General features: G+C 38.3%; 21 protein-coding genes. 4 read left to right on the forward strand and 17 right to left on the reverse strand.

Annotation, left to right across the window (positions count from 1 at the left end):
- The 15 genes from rnhB to rpsB form a co-directional block, all read right to left on the reverse strand.
- Entirely contained in the window at positions 1–603 is a 603-nt protein-coding gene (rnhB, locus tag LDL57_RS03595; protein WP_180560448.1) for a ribonuclease HII, read from the reverse strand.
- Positions 600–1,748, reverse strand: coding sequence for a lipid-A-disaccharide synthase (gene lpxB, locus LDL57_RS03600; protein ID WP_180560475.1), 1,149 nt, complete (start codon positions 1,746–1,748; stop codon positions 600–602). The genes rnhB and lpxB overlap by 4 nt, the downstream gene beginning before the upstream one ends.
- 49 nt (positions 1,749–1,797) lie before the next feature.
- A complete protein-coding gene (gene lpxA, locus LDL57_RS03605) occupies positions 1,798–2,595 on the reverse strand; it encodes an acyl-ACP--UDP-N-acetylglucosamine O-acyltransferase (protein WP_180560449.1) in 798 nt (265 codons plus the stop codon).
- Positions 2,596–2,609: 14 nt separating this feature from the next.
- A complete protein-coding gene (gene fabZ / locus LDL57_RS03610; RefSeq protein ID WP_180560450.1) occupies positions 2,610–3,062 on the reverse strand; it encodes a 3-hydroxyacyl-ACP dehydratase FabZ in 453 nt (150 codons plus the stop codon).
- 114 nt (positions 3,063–3,176) lie between these two features.
- Positions 3,177–4,205: a UDP-3-O-(3-hydroxymyristoyl)glucosamine N-acyltransferase gene (gene lpxD / locus LDL57_RS03615; protein ID WP_180560451.1), complete on the reverse strand. Its 1,029-nt coding sequence runs from the start codon at positions 4,203–4,205 to the stop codon at positions 3,177–3,179.
- Positions 4,206–4,208: 3 nt separating this feature from the next.
- On the reverse strand, positions 4,209–4,700 hold the full coding sequence (locus LDL57_RS03620; RefSeq protein ID WP_225507074.1) for an OmpH family outer membrane protein: 492 nt from the start codon (positions 4,698–4,700) through the stop codon (positions 4,209–4,211).
- 55 nt (positions 4,701–4,755) lie between these two features.
- A complete protein-coding gene (gene bamA / locus LDL57_RS03625; protein WP_180560453.1) occupies positions 4,756–7,158 on the reverse strand; it encodes an outer membrane protein assembly factor BamA in 2,403 nt (800 codons plus the stop codon).
- A 33-nt stretch (positions 7,159–7,191) separates the two neighbouring features.
- The gene (rseP, locus tag LDL57_RS03630) at positions 7,192–8,547 is read right to left on the reverse strand and encodes a sigma E protease regulator RseP (RefSeq protein ID WP_225507463.1); all 1,356 of its coding nucleotides are present in this window, start codon (positions 8,545–8,547) and stop codon (positions 7,192–7,194) included.
- A 12-nt stretch (positions 8,548–8,559) separates the two neighbouring features.
- Positions 8,560–9,414 carry a phosphatidate cytidylyltransferase gene (gene cdsA, locus LDL57_RS03635; protein WP_225507076.1) on the reverse strand — a complete coding sequence of 285 codons (855 nt, stop codon included), beginning with the start codon at positions 9,412–9,414 and terminating at the stop codon, positions 8,560–8,562.
- A 9-nt stretch (positions 9,415–9,423) separates the two neighbouring features.
- Positions 9,424–10,179, reverse strand: coding sequence for a polyprenyl diphosphate synthase (gene uppS, locus LDL57_RS03640; protein ID WP_180560454.1), 756 nt, complete (start codon positions 10,177–10,179; stop codon positions 9,424–9,426).
- A 220-nt stretch (positions 10,180–10,399) separates the two neighbouring features.
- Positions 10,400–11,602 carry a 1-deoxy-D-xylulose-5-phosphate reductoisomerase gene (gene ispC / locus LDL57_RS03645; protein WP_180560455.1) on the reverse strand — a complete coding sequence of 401 codons (1,203 nt, stop codon included), beginning with the start codon at positions 11,600–11,602 and terminating at the stop codon, positions 10,400–10,402.
- A 148-nt stretch (positions 11,603–11,750) separates the two neighbouring features.
- Positions 11,751–12,308 (reverse strand): ribosome recycling factor, encoded by a 558-nt coding sequence (gene frr, locus LDL57_RS03650; RefSeq protein ID WP_180560456.1) that lies wholly within the window; start codon positions 12,306–12,308, stop codon positions 11,751–11,753.
- 118 nt (positions 12,309–12,426) lie between these two features.
- Positions 12,427–13,155, reverse strand: a complete 729-nt coding sequence (pyrH, locus tag LDL57_RS03655; RefSeq protein WP_180560457.1) for a UMP kinase — start codon at positions 13,153–13,155, stop codon at positions 12,427–12,429.
- A gap of 291 nt (positions 13,156–13,446) precedes the next feature.
- Positions 13,447–14,298, reverse strand: a complete 852-nt coding sequence (tsf, locus tag LDL57_RS03660) for a translation elongation factor Ts (protein ID WP_180560458.1) — start codon at positions 14,296–14,298, stop codon at positions 13,447–13,449.
- A 155-nt stretch (positions 14,299–14,453) separates the two neighbouring features.
- Positions 14,454–15,179 (reverse strand): 30S ribosomal protein S2, encoded by a 726-nt coding sequence (rpsB, locus tag LDL57_RS03665; RefSeq protein WP_225507078.1) that lies wholly within the window; start codon positions 15,177–15,179, stop codon positions 14,454–14,456.
- 542 nt (positions 15,180–15,721) lie between these two features.
- Between rpsB and map the strand changes: the two genes are divergently transcribed.
- From map to LDL57_RS03685, 4 genes are all read left to right on the forward strand, one after another.
- Positions 15,722–16,519, forward strand: a complete 798-nt coding sequence (gene map, locus LDL57_RS03670) for a type I methionyl aminopeptidase (RefSeq protein WP_180560460.1) — start codon at positions 15,722–15,724, stop codon at positions 16,517–16,519.
- 139 nt (positions 16,520–16,658) lie between these two features.
- Positions 16,659–19,319 carry a bifunctional uridylyltransferase/uridylyl-removing protein GlnD gene (gene glnD / locus LDL57_RS03675; RefSeq protein ID WP_370520693.1) on the forward strand — a complete coding sequence of 887 codons (2,661 nt, stop codon included), beginning with the start codon at positions 16,659–16,661 and terminating at the stop codon, positions 19,317–19,319.
- Between the two features lie 26 nt (positions 19,320–19,345).
- Positions 19,346–20,170 (forward strand): 2,3,4,5-tetrahydropyridine-2,6-dicarboxylate N-succinyltransferase, encoded by an 825-nt coding sequence (gene dapD, locus LDL57_RS03680; protein WP_180560462.1) that lies wholly within the window; start codon positions 19,346–19,348, stop codon positions 20,168–20,170.
- 97 nt (positions 20,171–20,267) lie between these two features.
- Entirely contained in the window at positions 20,268–20,639 is a 372-nt protein-coding gene (locus LDL57_RS03685; protein WP_180560463.1) for a DUF3461 family protein, read from the forward strand.
- Between the two features lie 92 nt (positions 20,640–20,731).
- Here LDL57_RS03685 and truC read toward each other — a convergent pair whose 3' ends face one another.
- Both truC and LDL57_RS03695 read right to left on the reverse strand, forming a co-directional pair.
- Positions 20,732–21,487 carry a tRNA pseudouridine(65) synthase TruC gene (gene truC, locus LDL57_RS03690; RefSeq protein ID WP_180560464.1) on the reverse strand — a complete coding sequence of 252 codons (756 nt, stop codon included), beginning with the start codon at positions 21,485–21,487 and terminating at the stop codon, positions 20,732–20,734.
- On the reverse strand, positions 21,480–21,821 hold the full coding sequence (locus LDL57_RS03695) for a YqcC family protein (RefSeq protein WP_180560465.1): 342 nt from the start codon (positions 21,819–21,821) through the stop codon (positions 21,480–21,482). Before LDL57_RS03695 ends, truC begins: the two co-directional genes overlap by 8 nt.
- Between the last annotated feature and the right edge of the window lie 382 nt (positions 21,822–22,203).

Consider the following 22,203-nt stretch of genomic DNA (forward strand, 5'->3'; position numbering starts at 1 on the left):
TTAGCTATACTCTTTGAAATTCAGTACTCGGCGAACAGGAGCAAAACTTTTACGATGGAACTGTGTTGCACCATGCAGAGCCAGTTTTTCTAAATGAAATGCCGTTGGGTAACCTTTATGTTGAGCAAAACCATACTCTGGATAAAGAATATCTAACTCTCGCATTTCCCTATCTCGGGTCACTTTTGCTAATATTGACGCGGCACTGATTTCCTGCACTAAACTATCACCTTTTATAATTGCCTGAGAAGGTACAGGAAAACCTGGGCTCTTATTGCCATCTACCAAAACAATATCTGGTATAGTGGTAAGTCCCGCCGCTGCCCTGCGCATGGCTAAAAAAGTAGCCTGTAATATATTGATTTTATCTATTTCTTCAGGCTCTGCACGCCCAATACTCCAACATAATGCCTTGTCTTTAATCTCAATATAGAGTGCATTACGCCGCTTTTCCGTTAATTTTTTTGAATCCGCCAATCCTATTATTGGCTGTTTGGGATCTAAAATCACGGCCGCTGTCACCACCGCCCCGACTAAAGGCCCTCGACCAACCTCATCAACACCAGCAATAAACTTAGCTTTAGGGTAAACAAAATTATTCATTTTTTACTTAGCTCCAAGACGGCTTCTGCCGCTTGTTGATCAGCATGGCAACGGATACTTTTATGTAGCTGCAGGAAAGTCTGCTTTAGCTGCTCAATCTTTTTTTCGTCATTTAGTAGAGATTTAAGTGAGGCGGCTAATTGTTCAGGTTGACAATCCTGCTGAATAAATTCTTTAACTAACTCTTCGCCCGCTAATAAATTAGGCAATGAAATAAAAGGAATTTTAACCAGCCGTTTAGCTATCCAATAAGTCACTGGCTTCATTCGATATCCTACTACCATTGGACATTTTACTAACATACATTCTAATGAAGCGGTCCCCGAAGCTAATAAAGTGACATCAGCTGCCATCATCGCTAGCCGTGCTTGGCCATCTAAAATGTTTAGTGGTAAGGTTGGTGAAACCTCTCGATAAATCGCTTCAAATTGCTGCCGACGTTGTTGATTAACTAAAGGAACTAAGATTTGCAATTGAGGAAAGTCTTTTATCAAAATTTGGGCAGCTTGCAAAAAATCCGCACTTAACATTTCAACTTCAGTCCGCCGACTACCCGGTAAGATAGCCAAACATTTAGCATCATGGGTTATATTGAGTTGTGCTCTGGCTGCCTGTTTATCAGGCTGTAACGGTATGATATCAGCCATGGTATGGCCGATAAAACGACAGGAAATGTTGTAGCGATCATAAAACCTTTTTTCAAAGGGTAACAAAGCCAGCACCAGATCTGTCGCCTCCCCTATCTTGAAAACACGATCTTGTCTCCATGCCCAAACAGAAGGACTAACATAATGAATGGTTTTTATCCCTGTTTGCTTTAATTTCCTCTCAAGCGTAATATTAAAGTCAGGCGCATCTATACCAACAAATACATCAGGCTGTAATTTAGCAAAACGTCTAGTTAGGTCAACTCGAATTTGTAACAAACGCGGTAGTCTTCCCAAAACTTCAACAATCCCCATAACAGCAAGTTCTTCCATTTCATACCAGGCTTCACAGCCCTCTGCTTGCATTAATGGGCCAGCAATGCCGACAAAACGCGCATTAGGGACTTGCTGTTTAAGCGCACGAATAAGACCCGCACCAAGTATGTCGCCTGATGTTTCACCCGCAACGAGACCAATAGTCAAAGGCCGTTGTTGCATTGCAACTTGATGACTATTCGCCAAAGATTTCTCCTATTTAGGCTGCTTGTTAACGAATAATACCGCGGTTAGATTGAGCTGAATTTTCTAAAAAATCACTCAGTATTTTTACCTGTTGATTTTCTTTGCCTAGTGCGACCAACTCTTGTCTGGCCTCATCTAGCGTTTTACCACACCGGTAAAGGATCTTATACGCGTTCCTAATCGCATGTAGTGATTCTTTATCAAAACCACGACGTTTTAAACCTTCAATATTCACACCATAAGGAGTTGCATGATTACCTTGCGCAATGACATAAGGCGGAACATCTTGAGCAACACCGGAACAGCCACCAACCATAACATGAGCACCAATTTGACAAAATTGATGCACCGCACTCATGCCACCAATAATGGCATAATCATCCAGTTTAACATGTCCACCAAGTGTGCCGTTATTAGCGATTATACAATAATTGCCCAACAAACAATCATGGGCGATATGAGTATTGACCATTAATAGATTATCATTACCTATTTTGGTTAAACCGCCGCCTTGTAGGGTACCACGGTGAATAGTGCAACTTTCCCTAATGCGATTGCGATCACCAATCTCAACGCGCGTTGGCTCTCCTTGGTATTTTAGATCCTGATTAATTTCACCTATAGTGACAAACTGAAATATTTGGTTATTACAACCAATTTTGGTATTGCCATCGATAACCACATGAGATTTCAAGGTGGTATCTGTCCCAATTTCAACCTGAGAACCAATATAGCAAAACGGGCCTATACGGACATTCGCACCGATAATCGCGCCCTCTTCAATAATAGAAGAGGGATGAATAATCGCTGTTTTATTAATCATTTCAGCCCTCATTTTTACGCTTCTTGACTGCGAGCACACATCATTGTCGCTTCACATACAACTTTATCACCCACTTTTGCTATACCTTCAAAACGTGTCAAACCACGCTTCGTTTTAACAAACGTTACCTCAAAAATCATCTGGTCGCCAGGTTGTACCGGATGTTTAAATCTTGCTTCATCAATGCCTGCGAAATAATAAAGTTCACCAGGTTCCAATTTCCCAACACTCTTGAAGGCTAAAATACCTGCAGCCTGAGCCATGGCCTCAAGAATTAATACACCCGGGAATATTGGTTTACCAGGAAAATGACCTTGAAAGAAAGGTTCATTAAAAGAGACATTTTTTACTGCACGTAAAAATGTACCTTCTTTAAAATCCAATACACGATCAACTAACAAAAAAGGATAACGGTGGGGCAACAACCCTAAAATTTCTTCTATATCCAGAGTATGTTTATCACTCATAGAAAAGACTCTTCTTATTTAAATTTAAAAAATTATATATGAATAATGCGGCCTGCTTAAACCTTAAATAAGGTTACTTCGCAGGCCGCAATTAACAAATCTACACAAAGGTATTTAGTTATTTTTACCAAATGCCTTACGTTCTAGTTTCTTCAGGCGCTTAGCCATTGCATTAATATTCAAGACTAAAGCAGCTGTTTTTCGCCAAACCTTATTTGGTTGTAATGGAATGCCTGAAGAGTATATTCCCGGCTCACTAATTGGACGCATTACCATTCCCATTCCGGTTATGGTAACTTTATCACAAATTTCCATATGTCCATTAATCACGCTAGCTCCACCAATCATACAATATTGGCCTATTTTCAGACTACCGGCCATAGTAACCGCACCAGCAATAGCAGTATGATCACCGATAATCACATTGTGAGCAATCTGACATTGGTTATCAATGATGACCCCATTACCAATAATTGTATTTTCCAGTGCGCCGCGATCAATGGAGGTACAAGCACCAATTTCAACATTATTACCAATGATTACTGTACCTAATTGCGGTATTTTTACCCATTGGCCTTTTTCATTTGCATAGCCAAAACCATCCGAACCAATGACTGTTCCTGATTGGATCAGACACTGTTCACCGATCTCGACATTATGATAAATAGAAACATTTGCCCATAAACGCGTAGACCGACCGATCTTGACATTTTTACCAATAAAGCAACCTGCACCGATAATAACCTGATTACCTAATGTCACTCCAGACTCGATAACGGCATTAGCTCCAATGGCAACATCTTCGCCAAGCTGAACATCTTGCGCAATAACCGCTGAAGGATGGATATTTTGTGCAGGTTTAGGCGTGGTATCCAAAATTTGAGCTAATCGCGCATAGGCAAGATAAGGATCCTTGACCACTAATGCTGCTATATTACTATCTGGTAGATCCTTCTGCTTTAATACTACAGCAGCAGCTTTACATTTTGCTAATTGCGGTAGGTAACGGCTATCCGATAAAAAAGTAATTTGCCCTTCCTTCGCTAAATGCATAGGCGCAATACCGGTGATGATAATATTACCATCACCTTGTAGCTGCGCGTCCAATTTTTGGGCTAAATCAGCTAATCGAATAGAAACCATCTATTATTTAACCTTCTTTATAACCAGATCGGTAATATTTTTCAGGCTGGAACGATTTTCAGGATAGAGAACCGCATTCTCATCAACCACAACGTCGTAACGCTCTTTCTCAGCAACAGCTTTGGTTGCCGCCTTTATAGTTTGCAATATTTTATTGCGCTCTTCTTGCTGACGACGTTGGTTATCTTGTTCAAATTGCTGTGCTTTTTTAAGAAAATCTGTCCGCTTAGCTTCAAACGCTTGCAGATCTTTCTCATTAGGCTTAGCCGCATTTTTTTGCAATTTTTCCGCCCGAGCCTGCAAATCTTTTTCCATATTTTGCAACTCGTTTGCTCGTCCTTTAAACTCTTTTTCAAGTTGCTTGGATACCGCTTTCTTGGTCGCTATGTCCTGAAAAATTTCACCAACACTAATAACGGCAATTTTCTCGGCATAAGCACTGGCAGATACGGATAAAATCAAACCTAATCCTGCTGCACACAACAATTTTTTCACACTAAACTCCTTATCTCTTATGAACTGACCACAAGCGAATTGATGAATTGACGTTTTACCACGTCCTACCGATGTTAAATTGAAACTCTTCAGATTTGTCACCTTCATAATCTTTTATTGGCTTGGCATAAGAAAAGACCAGTGGGCCAAGTGGTGACATCCATTGTAATGCAATCCCTGTCGAAACTCGAATATTGGATGCCTTACCATAGTCAGGCATGCCTGCTCTCCAGCTTGCTTGGGTATTACTCCAATTCGAATCCCAAACAGTACCCGCATCAATAAAGAAAGAGGTTCTAATTGAATTAGCATACTTTTCATCAATAAATGGGGTTGGCGTAATTAACTCTAATGACGCTGTTGCCATTGCATTACCACCAACAGCATCCGTTGATGGACTACCCGATTTTGGACTTATTACACCATTTTTATCTTCAAGATAAATCGCTTTAGGTCCGATATTATTGGAACGGAAACCACGTACCGTTCCGGCACCACCAGCATAAAAGTTTTCATAAAACGGTAATTCTTTACCGCCAAAACCATTACCATAACCCAGTTGTGCTCGACCTAATACCACCCATTTTTTATCTTCATCAATGGGATAATATTGCGACGTATCAAACCGGATCTTATAGTACTGATTATTAGAACCTGGAATAGTGATTTTACTATTTAAAGAGGTTTTATTCCCTGATGTCGGGAAGAAACCACGATCCAAGTTATTATAAGTCCAGCCTAAATTAAGGGTAAAATCATTAGCATTATAGCGCGCTTTATCATCAAAATTGAGATTTTCACCCATACTTTGTAAATAACGCCACATGCCAACTTGAGCTTTCATATCAGATAAAGAGTTATGAACAAAACCTGCTCCAATTCGAAACGCATTATTTTCATTAAAAGGAAAACTCAAGGTACTATCAACACCATATGTTTTATTATTATAGCGTGAAAGATCGGCATCCTTAGCACTAAAATCATTATAGAATAATCGCCCACCTAAACTGACACCATTCACCGTAAAATAAGGATCAGTTAATGATAATTCTGCATAAGTCGAATAATCATTCTTACTCGCACTAATACCAACGGCATTACCTGTACCAAGCCAGTTTTCCTGTTGAACTCCGACCTGGAAACTGATACCACTTTCAGTACCAAAACCAATACCAAAGTTCATCGAACCGGTATTACGTTCTTTAACTTTATAGACAACATCCACTTGATCTGGTGTGCCAGGTACACGTTGCGTTTCAACATCAACGGTTTCAAAAAAACCGGTCCGATTTAATCGTTCTTTACCCAGGTTAACCAAATCATTGCCTAACCAAGCGCCCTCCATTTGACGCATTTCACGACGTAAAACAGAATCTTTACTAACATCATTGCCGACAAAACGGATTTGGCGAACATAGAAACGACTACCCGCATCAACATTCACATGCAGTTTAACCGTTTTATCTTCATCGTTGATTTCAGGTTGGGTAATAACACGGGGATAGGCATAACCATAACGGCCAAGGAGATCCTTAATTTTGTTCTCCATGTTAGTGACTTCAGTACCATTATAAAGCGAAGCAGGTTTGATGGTGATTAATTGATTGATTTCATCATAATGACCAGCGGTTTCGCCATTCAATTCAACGCCTGATATGGTATATCTGTCGCCTTCTGTCACATTGATGGTGACATAAATACCTTTCTTATCTGGTGTGAGACTGACATTGGTTGAGTCGATATTAAATTTGGCATAACCTCGGTCAAGATAAAAACTACGTAGTGTTTCTAAATCGCCAGCCAGCTTTTGTTTTTGATATTTTTGATCAGCAATAAAATTCCACTTAGGCACATCATCACGTAATTGAAAACGATTTACCAACTCAGCCGTAGTAAATGCTTTATTACCGACAATATTAATCTGTTGGATCTTAGCTGAAACGCCTTCAGAAAAAATTAATTTTAAGTCGGCACGATTACGCGGTAGCGGTGTGACGACAGCTTTAACCGTCGCATTATACTTACCAACACTGTAATAAAAATCTTCAAGACCTTTTTCGATATTCGCCAGCTTTGTGCGATCAAGCGCTTCACCAACGCGAATATTTGAAGCCTCAAGATTTTGCTTTAATAATTCGTCTTTAACAGATTTATTACCAGAGAATGTGATGCTTGCAATGGTTGGCCGCTCTTTTACTTGAACTATTAGCGTATTTCCATCACGCAAAACTCTAACATCTTCGAAATTACCCGTTGAAAATAGCGCTCGAATAGTACGACCTATATCGTCATTATTAATCGTATCTCCTACCCGAACCGGCATATTCAATAGTGCTGCACCAACGGCTACGCGCTGAAGACCTTCAAAATGAATATCTTGTACTACAAACCCGTCTGAACCGTATGCAGTGGCGCTGCCAAATAGCAGCGATGCTATGAGCAACTTTTTCATCGCCATTGTTGTTATGAGTATTCCTAACTAGTCTCTCTCTTAAAGACGAAAGAAATCATTGAAAAGTGCAAGCCCCATTAATAATATCAATGCAATAGCACCAATACGATAGCTGAAGTCTTGTACACGCTCAGACACTGGCTCTCCTTTAATCTTTTCGATTAGCAAGAAAAGTAAGTGCCCACCATCTAATACAGGCAAAGGAAACAGGTTAATGATCCCTAAATTGACACTAATTAATGCAATAAACATCAGATAATACACTAACCCAGAGCCAGCGGAAATGCCGGCTCCTTTTGCAATAGAAACAGGCCCACTAAGATTATTGAGTTTAATATCACCAGTAACTAATTTACCTATCATGCTTACTGTCAATTTCATCAACTGCCAAGTTTTATCCGTTGCCTGATACAGCGCATAAAACGGACCATATTGCTGAGTCATTTTATACTCATCCGCAAGTGGTATTACTGATAATTCAAGCCCAGCAAATCCAATTTGCTGCCCTTTAGCTATCGTTTTTACTTCCGGTGTCAACGTTAATTGCTGTTGCTCACCTTGTCTTTCGACAGTCAATAACAATGGAGTGTTAGGACTTTGTCGAACAAAATAGGTGAATGGATGCCAAATATCTATTATTTGCTCACCCACTTTTACAATCCTGTCTCCAATTTGTAAACCTGATAATGCCGCCGCTGAACCAGGTTGAATATTACGCACAACGGGATCTTGCCGGGCACTAACTGGCATAATTCCCAAAGATAAAACTGGATCTTGAGTTTCTAGATCAAAATGCCATTCCCTCAAATCAATCACTTTGTTTATCGGCGTTGAATTTCCAATAGGTAAAACCTTCACACTTAATTCTTCATCACCAATTTTACTAATTAAGGCGAGACGAACTGCGTTCCAGTCAGGGGTTTCGATACCGTCTATTGATTTTAGTTCCATACCTGGCAAAATATTAGCTTGCTCAGCAATTGAGTTTGATTGAATATCTTCAATAACAGGGCGTACGGAAGGTATACCAATAATGAATACTAACCAATAAGCAAATATTGCCAATAAAAAATTGGCTATAGGTCCAGCACTAACCACTGCAGCACGCTGACCTACTGTTTTATTATTGAAAGCAAAGTGACGACGCTCTGGCGCTACAGGAGCAACTCGCTCATCTAGCATTTTAACATAACCACCTAAGGGGATTAGAGCGATAACAAATTCTGTTCCATGACGATCTACTTTACTCCATAAGGCTTTGCCAAAACCAATGGAGAAACGCTCCACATAAATACCACAGCGCCTAGCTACCCAGAAATGGCCAAATTCATGTACGATAATTAGCACACCTAATGCAATAATAAATGCAGCTAAACTCCAAAGAAATCCCATGATATACCTTAACAACTAAAAAAATAACAATGTCAATCCTGCAAAAACAGGTATAGCCGCTGTCAAACTATCAATTCGATCTAATATGCCACCATGTCCTGGAATTAAATGGCTACTATCTTTAATGCCAGACTGTCGTTTAAACATACTTTCCGTTAAATCACCAAACACAGAGATAATCACAACAATAACAGAACAAAAAAGTAAATTCTTGGATATCAGCAAAGCGGGCATGGATAAACTAAATAGCCAGGCAATAATACCTGCTGTCAGCATACCACCGAGCATACCTTCCAAAGTTTTACCAGGAGAAACCTTGGCTGCTAGTTTATGTTTACCAAATAAATGACCAAAAAAATAAGCGCCTGTATCTGCACTCCAAACTAATAGCATGACATAAAGCACCCACCAAGCACCGGTAAAATTGTCAATATGATAATCGACACTTTTTAACACCAACATGCCACAGTAAAAAGGTAAAATAGTTAAAACACCAAACAAAATTTTTAATATTGCTGACTGAGACCAGAATTGAGCAGAGGTAGGAAAAGTGACAACCAATATTATCGCAACTAACCACCAAACTAATCCAGCCAACAATATATAAATAATCAAAGGCTCTGTTGTTAATTGACTGAGATCTTGAAATGATAATTGTAAACTCAATAAACAAATACCAAATAAAACAGCACATATAATTCGTTTAATCTTCGCTGTCCAGCCAATAAATTGGCTCCATTCCCAAGCAGCTAACGAGCAAATAACAATGATAACATAACCAAATAAATTAAGCGGTAAGAAAAAAAGTGCAGCAATAACTAATGGAACAAGTATGATAGCTGTAATGATACGAGAATTTAAGTTTAACAAAAGAGTCCCCTATTCTTCATTGATATCATCAGGCTCAGTGTTACCAAAACGTCGTTTACGTTGATTAAAAGCCACAATTGCACTTTTGAAAGCTTCCTCATCAAAATCCGGCCAGAGCACATCGGTAAAATAAAATTCAGCATAAGCAATCTGCCATAAAAGAAAATTACTGATGCGATATTCTCTCCCAGTTCTAATCACTAAATCAACGGTTGGTTGATCATGTAGACTAATAAATTCATTTACTTTATTTTCGTTAATATTTTCTGGCAATAATAAACCGGCTTTAACTTTTTTAGCAATAAGTCGCATTGCATTGGTAATATCCCAACGACCACCATAGTTAGCAGCAATATTGAGCTTTAGTCCAGTATTATTTGCGGTTAATGCAACCGCGTTTTTAATACGATTTTGTAATTTAGGTTTAAATCGACTGATATCGCCAATAATAGTTAATTTAACATTATGAATATTTAAGTTTTTAACTTCATCATCCAGGAACCAAGTAAAGAGTTCCATCAGAGCACTAACTTCAGTCTCTGGTCGATTCCAATTTTCACTACTAAATGCATAGAGCGTTAAAGACTGAATCTCATTTTCAATCGCAAATTTTACCGCTTTTTGCACCGCTTCTGTCCCTGCTCGATGCCCTTTAATTCTTAACTTTCCATGTAGTTTCGCCCAACGTCCATTACCATCCATAATAATAGCAACATGCCTCGGAATTCGTTGCTGTGAGCTATTATTATCATACATAAGTTTCATGCCAAAAAAGTTCCTTTACTATAAGCTAACATTGCTGTTGTGCTTAATTATTTTGGATAATAAGAATAAAATTACTTAAGATAAGGTAAACAATTTTCATATTTACTAATAAGTTAATAGTTAGCTTTTTATACATTTTTAATCCCCTTAACCCATTATAATTTTATAAAAATTTAACCTGAGATAATTAGAGAAACATTTAAGTAACTAAAATTATTTATTAGTAGGAGATAGCTAATGTTTCAATATAATGAATTGCCATTTGACGAGCTTCACTATCAATCGCTAAAACAGCATCAATGCAATCAGGTTCAGCTAAACTTAACCTTTCTACTATATCCAAATTAACTTGCGCAATATCTGTAAATCGAAGCTTTCCTGCCAAAAATGCAGCCACGGAAACTTCATTCGCAGCATTTAAAATTGTGGTTGCGGCTTGTCCATGATGACAAGCATCAATCGCTAACTTCAAACAGGGGTAACGTTGGTAATCTGGCGCAATAAAAGTCAATGAAGATAATTGGTTAAAATCAAGCGCAGACGCACCTGAAAGAATACGATCTGGATAAGCCATACTATAAGAAATCGGTGTTCTCATATCAGGGGTACCTAATTGAGCGATAACACTGCCATCCTGATAACGTACCATCGAATGAATGATAGATTGTGGATGAATGATAACTTCCATTTGTTCGGCTGAAGCATTAAAAAAATACCGTGCTTCAATATATTCAAGCCCTTTATTCATCATCGTTGCCGAATCAACCGAAATCTTACGCCCCATCGACCAATTAGGATGATTACAAGCCTCATTAGGCGTCATGTTCTTAAGAGTAGCGAGGGGAATTTCACGGAAAGGACCACCCGAGCCAGTTAATACTATGCGAGTTATTCCTTGTTGTTCCAGATTAGCAAAACCTAAATTACGCTGAATTTCAGTCGGTAAACTTTGAAATATCGCATTATGTTCACTATCAATCGGCAGTACTTGAGCCCCATATTTTTTAATTGCAGCGAAAAACAGTTGCCCACTCGTTATCAATGACTCTTTATTGGCTAATAAAATACGTTTCCCTTGACGGATCGCAGCTAATGTTGGTATTAAACCAGCAATTCCAGTAATCGCGGACATAACTTGATCCACATTATCCAGTGCAGCTAGTTCACAAACTCCCTTTTGGCCGGATAAAACTTCAGTTTTACATCCTTGTTTATTTAATATGCTTCTTAGATTATTGGCTGATCTTTCGTCTGACATAGCAGCATATTGTGGCTTGAATTCCAAGCATTGCTGAACCATAGTAGCCACATTTTTATGTGCAACTAATGCGATAATTTCAAATTTTGCTGGATTTTCTTTGACTACTGATAGTGTCGTTTTACCAATTGAACCCGTCGAGCCTAAAATTGTCAGACGTATCATTGTGATATGTATGCTCTACTATTTAATTAAAAAGGATTATACCCAACTCAGCCATATAGCATAACATAAAAATGGAGCAATAAATTTAGCGATATAACAAAGCCATACTTACTTTTGTATAAAGCGTATGGCTTTATTATAAAAATGTTTAAAATTCCATCAATTCTTTTTCTTTTTGCTCCAGAGCTTCATCAACTTTTTTAATAAAATTATCGGTCAACTTCTGGATTTCATCTTGTGCACGACGTTCATCATCCTCACTAATTTCTTTATCTTTTAATAAGGCCTTGATTTTATCATTCGCATCACGTCGTGCATTACGAACAGATACACGCCCCTGTTCAGCATCATTACGCACAACTTTAATCAAATCCTTACGTCGTTCTTCCGTCAACGGCGGTAAAGGCACCCGTATTATGGTTCCTGCAGAAGAAGGATTAAGACCCAGATCTGATGCCATAATGGCTTTTTCCACTGCCGGTGCCAACGTACGATCAAACACAGTAATGGCCAGAGTACGTGAATCCTCAGCGGTAATATTTGCTAACTGACGCAATGGCGTTGCAGCACCATAGTATTCAACCACTATACCATCCAATAAACTTGGCGATGCACGGCCAGTACGAACTTTACTAATTTGACTTTTCAATGCTTCAACGCTTTTTTCCATACGTTCTTGCGCATCTTTTTTGATTTCATTAATCACATTTAAACCCTTAGCAACTGGTTATAAATATTTAGGCTATAACCGATAACCCAATTCAATTATTTTAACGATGCTGATAATATCATACCGCTAAAAATCATCCGTGTCTCTCAACAGATTAATCACGTGAGATTAGCGTGCCTTCATTTTCACCCATCACAATCCGACGTAACGCACCGGGTTTATTCATGTTGAAAACGCGAATAGGTAAATTATGATCACGAGCCAGAGTAAATGCCGCCAAATCCATCACTTTTAATTCGCGTTCTAGTACGTCTTGATAAGTTAACTTATCATAAAAAACCGCATCATAACTCTTTGATGGGTCAGCGGAATAAACACCATCAACTTTGGTTGCTTTTAAAACTACATCCGCTTCAATTTCTATGCCTCGTAAACAAGCCGCTGAATCCGTTGTAAAAAAAGGATTCCCAGTACCCGCCGAGAAAATAACAACTCGGCCATTGCGAAGCAAACTAATAGCTTCAGCCCAACTATAATTGTCACATACACCATTTAATGGTATTGCGGACATGAGCCTGGCATTAACATATGCACGATGTAAAGCATCACGCATGGCTAATCCATTCATTACTGTCGCTAGCATGCCCATATGATCGCCAACGACACGGTTCATGCCAGCCTCAGCTAGTCCTGCACCACGAAATAGGTTGCCACCACCAATAACGACACCAACCTGTATCGCTAGCTCTACCAGCTCCTTAATTTCTTGCGCCATACGATCCAAAATGCTCGCATCGATACCAAAACCTTCTGAACCTTGTAGAGCTTCGCCACTAAGCTTAAGCAAGATACGTTTATATACGGGTTTTGCATTAGTTGCCATGGTGTTTCATCCTGAGCAGATAACTTATTGAAGGTTTAAAATTCTTAGTTCAAAGTCTGAATGCAAAATACTTGATTAGTTATTTTTTTTATTTCTTTAGTAAAAATATAATTTAGTTTAAATACTAATCCTAACCCATTGAATTAAGCATATGCTGAATCAAATAATTTAGTGGCATATTTACACATAAATTATTATTGATAATGTATTAACAGACAGATAAAAAATAGATCATCGATATTAGATAAAACAGAACCGCCCATTGGCGGCTCTAGTTATCAATTGGTATCATTATTTACTCATTGCCGCTACTTCAGCAGCAAAATCAGTTTCCACTTTTTCGATACCTTCACCAACTTCAAAACGGATAAAGTTAGTCACTGTTGCATTTTTCTCTTTTAATAACGCACCAACTGTTTTGCTTGGTTCCATAACAAATTGTTGACCTGTTAAAGAGATCTCACCAGTAAATTTATTCATGCGGCCAGTAACCATTTTTTCCGCAATTTCACGCGGCTTACCCGATTGCATTGCAATATCTAACTGAATTTGATGTTCATGGGCAACAACATCGGCTGGCACATCGGCTGGTGTAACATATTCAGGTTTGCTCGCCGCAATATGCATAGCAATATGTTTAACAAGCTCATCATCTGCACCTTCAGCAGAAACAAGAACCCCAATGCGAACACCATGTAAATAACAGCCGATTTTTTCACCTTCTAGGATCTCGACTCGGCGAATATTAATATTTTCACCAATCTTGGCTACGATTGCTGTACGTTGCTCTTCAAATTTTGCCTTCAATTCATCGATATTTGACAATTTATTTGCCACAACGGCTTGCAATACTTCATTACCGAATGCAATAAAGCTCGCATCCTTAGCCACAAAATCCGTTTCACAATTCAACTCAAGCAAGGCACCAAATTTGCCATCGGCAGAAACTTCCGCCATGATCACACCTTCAGCAGCCACACGACCAGCTTTCTTAGCCGCTTTTGCTTGACCAGATTTACGCATATTGTCGATAGCTAATTCAATATCTCCATTAGCTTCAACCAATGCTTTTTTGCACTCCATCATACCTGCGCCAGTACGTTCGCGCAGTTCTTTTACCAAAGCAGCGGTAATTCCAGACATGTGATTTATTCCTCAATCTATCTGATGGGAAATCATCCCATGCAGACAATTCTCATTCTGATAAGTAAAAAGGAGCCGATCAGGCCCCTATAACCAATATATTGTAATACCTGGTTCATAAGGGCTCTTCTGTGCTTAACGAAGAGCTGGCCTTATTATTCAGTCTCTATCATGTTTTCTTCTGGTTTAATCGCCTGGTCTTGAGAACGACCTTCATGAACAGCTTTAGCAACAGCATCCAGATACAGTTTAACTGCACGGATCGCATCATCATTACCAGGGATGATGTAATCAACACCATCGGGATCAGAATTAGTATCAACAATCGCAAATACAGGGATACCTAGGTTGTTTGCTTCTTTAATTGCAATATGCTCATGTTCCGCATCAACAACAAATAAAGCGTCAGGCAAACCCCCCATCTCTTTAATACCACCCAAACTATTTTCTAATTTGCTAAGCTCGCGGGTACGCATCAACGCTTCTTTTTTGGTCAATTTATCAAAAGTACCATCCTGAGATTGTGCTTCTAAATCTTTTAGGCGCTTAATAGACTGACGAACCGTTTTCCAGTTAGTCAGCATACCACCTAACCAACGGTGATTAACGAAATACTGATCACAACTATTAGCCGCTTCTTTTATAGCTTCGCTTGCTGCGCGTTTGGTGCCAACAAACAGAATTTTGCCTTTTCGTGATGCAATTTTAGTCAATTCAGCTAATGCTTCATTGAACATAGGAACAGTTTTTTCCAAATTAATGATATGCACTTTGTTGCGCGCACCAAAGATGTAAGTTTTCATCTTTGGATTCCAGTAACGAGTTTGGTGACCAAAGTGAACGCCCGCCTGAAGCATATCGCGCATGGAAACAGTTGCCATTTAAACCTCTATAATTTAGTAAATTGGGGTTATGCCTCCACAGATCCCATTCCCCGACTCATTAGCTGTAGGTTTGCCTACATAAGAGCACCCCGGAAAATGTGCCGATCTGTGTGTGTTATAACACAGTTAAGTTTATGTTAGAGCTAATCTGCGTTTTTCCACATTGAAAATATACAGAATGCCGGCGCGCTTTATACCATAAAATAAGATAAAACACCACCCATAGTTATATTTTTCTGAACTTAAGTCATTTAGTTGAATAAAATACACTATGACTATATTTTATTGTGCGTTGTTTTTAATACCATGATTTCTATGATTTTTTCGGTTGACTAATAATAATTCAATTTGAAATAACCTAACATTACTTTTAGGCTATTTTCATATTTTTAAAAAAATTGATATGTTAAGGCGTTAGTTGGCATAACCGCGCTTCACTGCTAACATAACCGTCAACATACATTATTTATATTTAATCAACAAAATTGGCTGATGAGTGCATTATTACTGACTTAAATCAGCATAAATAGGCAGAATTCATGGCTATCTCAATTAAAACGGAAGAAGATATTCAGAAAATGCGTATCGCCGGACATTTGGCGGCAGAAGTGTTAGAAATTATTGAACCTTATATAAAACCGGGCGTTTCCACCGGTGAACTTGATCGTATCTGTCACTCCCATATTGTCGAAAAACAGCAAGCTATCCCAGCCTGTTTAAATTACCACGGCTTCCCTAAATCTATTTGTACCTCTGTTAACGATGTTATTTGCCATGGTATTCCGAGTGATGAGAAAATCTTAAAAGAAGGTGATATCATTAATATTGATGTCACTGTTATTAAAAATGGCTTCCATGGCGACACGTCCAAGATGTTTATTGTCGGTAAACCAACGATCCAAGGCGAACGGTTATGTAAGGTAACACAGGAAAGCCTTTATCTGGCCTTAAAAATGGTCAAACCAGGTATTCGTTTACGAACGATAGGTCAGGCAATTCAACAATTAGTTGAACAACATCATTTTTCTGTCGTGCGTGAATATTGTGGCCATGGTATTGGTCAAGTTTTTCATGAAGAACCTCAAGTATTACATTATGATGCTGATGACGGCGGTGTAATACTGCAAAAAGGCATGACGTTTACTATTGAACCGATGGTAAATACCGGCGATCATCGTATTAGAACGATGAAAGATGGCTGGACAGTAAAAACAAAAGATCGAGGTTGGTCTGCCCAATATGAACATACATTAGCTGTCACCGACGATGGATGTGAAATTTTAACCTTACGAAAAGAAGAAGAACCATTTATTTCGGCTATATTAGTCAATAAATAATTTTCTGCTTAGCCTCCATAATTTTGGAGGCTTTTCTGTTAATGATATTGTTTTACTGCTTTTTATTTGTTTATTAATACTATTTATTAGTAATCTTATAAATTAGATCCCCTGTAGCAATTTCGGTTACGCAACCATGATGAAAAGTAATCAACCTGTCCCACTTGTCCTTACTCTTGATAAACTATCTCAAGAGGATTTTACTTTACCTTTACTAAAACAACAGGTAGAGCGCTTGCAAAAATGGTTAGAACAATCTTTTAAGCAGGGTATTGCGGCCGCTGAACTTATTGCCATGCGTAGCCATTATCTTGATAAATTGTTACAGCGTCTTTGGCAGATTCATGGTTTTGAAGCAATTCCTCAATTATCTTTAATTGCAGTAGGCGGTTATGGTCGACAAGAATTACATCCGTTGTCAGATATAGACTTATTAATTTTAAGTCAGCATCCTTTAGCTACCACTATCACAGCTAAGATAGGTCAATTTATTACGCTATTATGGGATTTAGGTTTCCAAATCGGTCATAGTGTACGTACATTAGAAGAGTGTTTACAAGCAGGACAGGCAGATCTGTCGATTGCAACTAATCTATTTGAATCAAGGTTAATTTGTGGCGATCAATCTCTGTTTCGATCATTACAACAAGCCATATTTAACGATAATTTTTGGCCATCTAATATGTTTTTTGCGGCCAAACGTAATGAACAACACCTACGCCATCAACGTTATCATAGTACTAGTTACAACCTTGAGCCAGATATCAAAAGTAGTCCCGGCGGTTTGCGTGACATTCATATATTGTTATGGGTCGCGCGGCGACATTTTGGCGCAACCACCATTAAGCAGACAGTTCAGTTCGGCTTTCTAAGCCCAGCAGAATATCGTGAATTAAACATTTGTCTAAATTTTTTGCTGCGTATTCGATTTGCGCTGCATTTAATAATAAAACGTTATGATAATCGCCTACTATTTGCACATCAATTAAATGTTGCCCGCTTACTAGGCTATCAAGGTGAAGGCAATCAGCCTGTTGAGCAAATGATGAAAGACTACTATCGTGACACACGACGTGTCCAAGAACTCAATAGCATGCTGCTACAGCTGTTTGATGAAGCGATTCTTAGCGAAAAAAATCTAGCTGCACCATATAAACTTGATCATGAATTTCAACTTAGGGGAGATCTGATCGATCTGATTGATAGTTCACTGTTTCATCGTGATCCCACTGCCATTTTACGGCTATTTTATCAAATGGCCGAACATATAAATATTCAAGGAATATACTCAGCTACGCTACGTCAATTGCGTCTTGCTTGTCAAAAACTGGCTAAACCTCTGTGTGAAATCCCGCTTGCTCGTGAAATGTTTATTACTATTTTGCGCCATCCTAGAGCGGTCAAAGGTGCCATTGTGCCCATGCACTTACATGATGTACTCAGTGCATATATGCCGGTTTGGCAAAATATTGTTGGACAAATGCAATTTGATCTTTTTCATGCTTACACCGTCGATGAACATACTATTCGGGTATTACAAAAACTTGATCAATTTGCTGATGAAAAAAATAATCGCCAACATCCTTTATGCGTTGCCATTTATGCTAAGCTTGCTCAGCCTGAAATTTTACGGCTGGCGGCTATGTTTCATGATATTGCTAAAGGTAGGAAAGGCGATCACTCTGAACTGGGCGCAAAAGATGCAAAGCAATTTGCCCTAGCCCATGGCCTATCTGAACCTGATTCATCCTTAATTGCCTGGCTTGTACGTCAACATCTTTTGATGTCAGTGACTGCCCAACGGCGTGATATTCAAGATCCCGTTGTTATTAAACAATTTGCCCGTGAAGTAAAATCAATAAACCGTCTCGATTCTCTGCTGTGCCTGACTGTTGCCGATATATGCGCAACCAATAATACCTTATGGAATAGCTGGAAACAGAGTCTATTAAAAGAGCTGTATTTGATAACTAAAAAGCAATTAAATCAAGGTGCGCAAGCAATACCTACTTTACGTCAACGTATCCAACTCCATCGCCTACGAGCGTTAACCCTGCTACAGGAAAAAAATATTGATGAAGATGAGCTGAAAAAATTATGGTCACGCTGCCATGCTGATTATTTTTTACGTCATAACCCACAGCAACTTGCCTGGCACGCTAGCGCTTTATTAAAACACAATTTAGATAAACCACTGATACTGATTAGTACCGTATCTGTTCATGGTGGTACCGAAATTTTTATCTGGTGTCCAGATCGACCATCACTATTTGCCGCTGTTGCCGGAGAACTTGATAGACGAAATCTTAATATTCATAGCGCTCAAATCTTTACTAACAAAGATAATATGACAATGGATACGTTTGTGGTATTAGATCCTAAAGGCCAACCGCTAGCTCTTGATCGCTATGAAAATATTCGTCAAGCTTTATTAAAAGTTATTAACACTCCAGATAACCAAACATTAAAAACGCGTAACGCCCATCATAAATTTCGCCATTTTAATGTACCAACTAAAGTTCATTTTCTGCCCAATCAAAATGCTAGACGAACTTATATGGAACTTGTTGCCCTGGATCAACCTGGATTATTGGCACAAATCGGTAATATATTTACTGAAATGGCCATGCTGTTACACGGAGCCAGGATCACAACCATTGGCGAAAGAGTTGAAGATTTATTTGTACTTACTGATCAAAACAACCAAGCACTCGATCAAAATAGCCAACAAAAACTGGCAGAGAAATTGACCCAAGCCTTGACTTCAATAGATAAAGAAAAAAGTAAACATGTTAAATAATTACAACCCAGAGGATAAGTAATTTTATGGAGCAACTCAAAACCATTATTGAAAATGCTTTTGAACGTCGAGCAGAAATCACACCGGCGACGACCAATGTGCAATTAAGTGATGCAATCAATCAAGTGATCAGCCAACTGGATAAAGGACAGTTAAGGGTTGCTGATAAGATCAATGGACAGTGGATAACTCATCAATGGCTTAAGAAAGCCGTACTACTCTCTTTTCGTATTAATGATAATCGATTAATCGAAGGCGCAGAAAGCCGCTATTTTGATAAAGTAGCGATGAAATTTGCTGACTATGATCATGCCCGTTTTCAACGCGAAGGTTTTAGAGTTGTTCCACCCGCAACGGCTAGAAAAGGGGCCTTTATCGCGCCAAATACCGTTTTGATGCCATCTTATATTAATATCGGTGCTTATATTGATGAAGGATCCATGATCGATACCTGGGCAACGGTTGGCTCGTGTGCGCAAATTGGTAAAAATGTTCACTTATCCGGTGGTGTGGGTATTGGTGGTGTGCTTGAACCCTTACAAGCTAATCCAACCATTATCGAAGATAACTGTTTTATTGGGGCTCGCTCTGAAATTGTTGAGGGTGTCATTGTTGAAGAAGGATCAGTTATCTCAATGGGCGTCTATATTGGCCAGAGTACCAAAATTTATGATAGGGAAAGCGGTGAAATTCTCTATGGCCGAATTCCAGCTGGCTCTGTCGTCGTCGCAGGTAACTTACCCGCCAAAAATGGCAACTATAGTCTATATTGTGCGGTTATTGTCAAAAAAGTCGATGACAAAACCAGAAAGAAAGTTGGCATTAACGAGTTACTAAGAACAATAGACTAAAATTTATTATAGCGGATTATTGTTATCTATCCGCTTCTTCTTATTATTATGCTAACCTATAATAATTGTTAAATAACCTTTTTCCAGCAATATTAATATGTATGATAATCTAAAAAGTTTAGGTATTACTCAACCTGAAGATATCGATCACTACACCCTTCGCCAAGAAGCAAACCATGATATTCTTAAGATCTATTTTCGCAAAGATAAAGATGAACATTATGCTAAAAGCGTAAAATTCAAATATCCACTACAACGAAAGCTGATTAATCTTGACAATAATCTCAAAGAAATCAATGAAATTAATCTCCACCTACGGGATGTGATCGAAGAATTAAATCAAATTTGTCAACATGACCAAACCAAACATGATTTAAAAAGTAAGATATTAAATGATTTATGCCATTTAGAATCTGTAGTAATAAGCAAAATTGCTGAAATTAAATCAGATTTAAAAAAGCTCTCCTGAAAAATCCATAGCAGCTTATATGCCAATACTAACTGGCTGTTAAGCCATATTTACCTATCAAACACATTAACATAATAATTTAGTATTAAAATTTATATCATTGATAAATATTGACTCTCGAGTTCAGGCACCATGCCTAACCAACCAAACTGTGATAACAAATGCATCCAAGCATCATCCCACTTTGCAGTTAATTGCAATTTATCGCCTGTTATTGGATGCTTAAAAGATAAATAACTCGCATGTAACATTAAACGGTTGGTAGCAAAATGGTGTGCAACACCCCGATTTTGACGCAGATCGCCATGGGTGGTATCACCAATTATAGGATGACGGATATGTGCCATATGACGTCTTAATTGATGTTTGCGACCCGTCTTCGGCTGCAACGCTAACAGCGAGGAACGTGATGTAGGATAACGACCTATCTCTATCGCACATTCAACTCTAGCTAATGGCGAATAATGAGTAATACACGCTTGAGGCTGGCTTATTTTGCTAGCATATTTGTTTGCAATTTTATCTTTCTCCTCCGTTAATGGATAGTCTATAATATCAGCTGCATTAACATAGCCACGTACAATCGCATGATACTTTTTTTCTATTGCATGGTGCTCAAATTGCTGCGCTAAAAGACAAGCAACTTCACTAGAAAGTGCCATTAATAACACCCCTGAAGTTGGTTTATCTAAACGGTGAACAGGGAAAACATACTGACCAATTTGATCACGCACTGTTTGCATAATAAAACGAGTTTCATGACGATCAAGCCAACTCCGATGTACAAGCCATCCAGTGGGTTTATTTATGGCAATCAAATGCTGATCCTGATAAAGCACTTCAAGCATCCGTTGAATTACCTTGTGAAAAAATTTTATCTAACGCTCGTAAATATTCCAATAATTGGCAATATCGCCCTTCTTGTTGTTCTTTATAGATTTCTTCAAAATAGGGAGTGATAGCGAATATGTTTGGCAAAACAATATCTTGTTCAATAATCTTATAGAGTTTTGGTAATAATACCCATTGCAACCATTCATGTGCCTCCATGGTGTCAATGGCAAAAGGCAAATGACTAGCAAAAGCTTCCGCTGACGGCGGTGTATTATTCCAAAGATTAAGGTTTTTCATTTCAGCTTCAATGAGACGCAGTTTTTCTATAACTATCAAATTGGTATTCATTTCCTACACTAGTATCATAAGTAAAAATAAATGAATCATAACATTATTAGCTATCAAACAAAAAAGTAGCCGGCGATATTAATTTTATTACTCATTATTAAATCACAATAAAACGATCTAGCTATCGAAATTTTAATCAATAAAAATACACCTATTAATAACATTATAAGTAAGTAATGTTATATTTTTATCAGCGACTAGGTCATTAAAATAATCTTTTGTTGAGCTATCTTAACCATAAAAAAACCAGCCTATAAAATCGACTGGTTATATAATATGTAACGCTATTAAATAGAATATTTATGCATCCTGAATTATCAGCATCCTGCTGAATAGATCTTCCTACTATTTACGAGGTAGTTATTTGTAAGCAATCATACTT

The sequence above is a fragment of the Arsenophonus apicola genome (assembly GCF_020268605.1).
GTDB lineage: Bacteria > Pseudomonadota > Gammaproteobacteria > Enterobacterales > Enterobacteriaceae > Arsenophonus > Arsenophonus apicola.

Excerpts from the sequence above, each read along its gene's own strand:
- rpsB (WP_225507078.1), bottom strand. The coding sequence starts at position 15,179 with ATGGCAACTGTTTCCATGCGCGATATGCTTCAGGCGGGCGTTCACTTT.
- LDL57_RS03685 (WP_180560463.1), top strand. The coding sequence starts at position 20,268 with ATGTATGATAATCTAAAAAGTTTAGGTATTACTCAACCTGAAGATATC.
- map (WP_180560460.1), top strand. The coding sequence starts at position 15,722 with ATGGCTATCTCAATTAAAACGGAAGAAGATATTCAGAAAATGCGTATC.
- tsf (WP_180560458.1), bottom strand. The coding sequence starts at position 14,298 with ATGTCTGGAATTACCGCTGCTTTGGTAAAAGAACTGCGCGAACGTACT.
- bamA (WP_180560453.1), bottom strand. The coding sequence starts at position 7,158 with ATGGCGATGAAAAAGTTGCTCATAGCATCGCTGCTATTTGGCAGCGCC.
- truC (WP_180560464.1), bottom strand. The coding sequence starts at position 21,487 with ATGCTTGAAGTGCTTTATCAGGATCAGCATTTGATTGCCATAAATAAA.
- glnD (WP_370520693.1), top strand. The coding sequence starts at position 16,659 with ATGAAAAGTAATCAACCTGTCCCACTTGTCCTTACTCTTGATAAACTA.
- LDL57_RS03695 (WP_180560465.1), bottom strand. The coding sequence starts at position 21,821 with ATGAATACCAATTTGATAGTTATAGAAAAACTGCGTCTCATTGAAGCT.
- lpxA (WP_180560449.1), bottom strand. The coding sequence starts at position 2,595 with ATGATTAATAAAACAGCGATTATTCATCCCTCTTCTATTATTGAAGAG.
- lpxD (WP_180560451.1), bottom strand. The coding sequence starts at position 4,205 with ATGGTTTCTATTCGATTAGCTGATTTAGCCCAAAAATTGGACGCGCAG.
- rnhB (WP_180560448.1), bottom strand. The coding sequence starts at position 603 with ATGAATAATTTTGTTTACCCTAAAGCTAAGTTTATTGCTGGTGTTGAT.
- lpxB (WP_180560475.1), bottom strand. The coding sequence starts at position 1,748 with ATGCAACAACGGCCTTTGACTATTGGTCTCGTTGCGGGTGAAACATCA.
- ispC (WP_180560455.1), bottom strand. The coding sequence starts at position 11,602 with ATGATACGTCTGACAATTTTAGGCTCGACGGGTTCAATTGGTAAAACG.
- pyrH (WP_180560457.1), bottom strand. The coding sequence starts at position 13,155 with ATGGCAACTAATGCAAAACCCGTATATAAACGTATCTTGCTTAAGCTT.
- fabZ (WP_180560450.1), bottom strand. The coding sequence starts at position 3,062 with ATGAGTGATAAACATACTCTGGATATAGAAGAAATTTTAGGGTTGTTG.
- uppS (WP_180560454.1), bottom strand. The coding sequence starts at position 10,179 with ATGAAACTTATGTATGATAATAATAGCTCACAGCAACGAATTCCGAGG.
- dapD (WP_180560462.1), top strand. The coding sequence starts at position 19,346 with ATGGAGCAACTCAAAACCATTATTGAAAATGCTTTTGAACGTCGAGCA.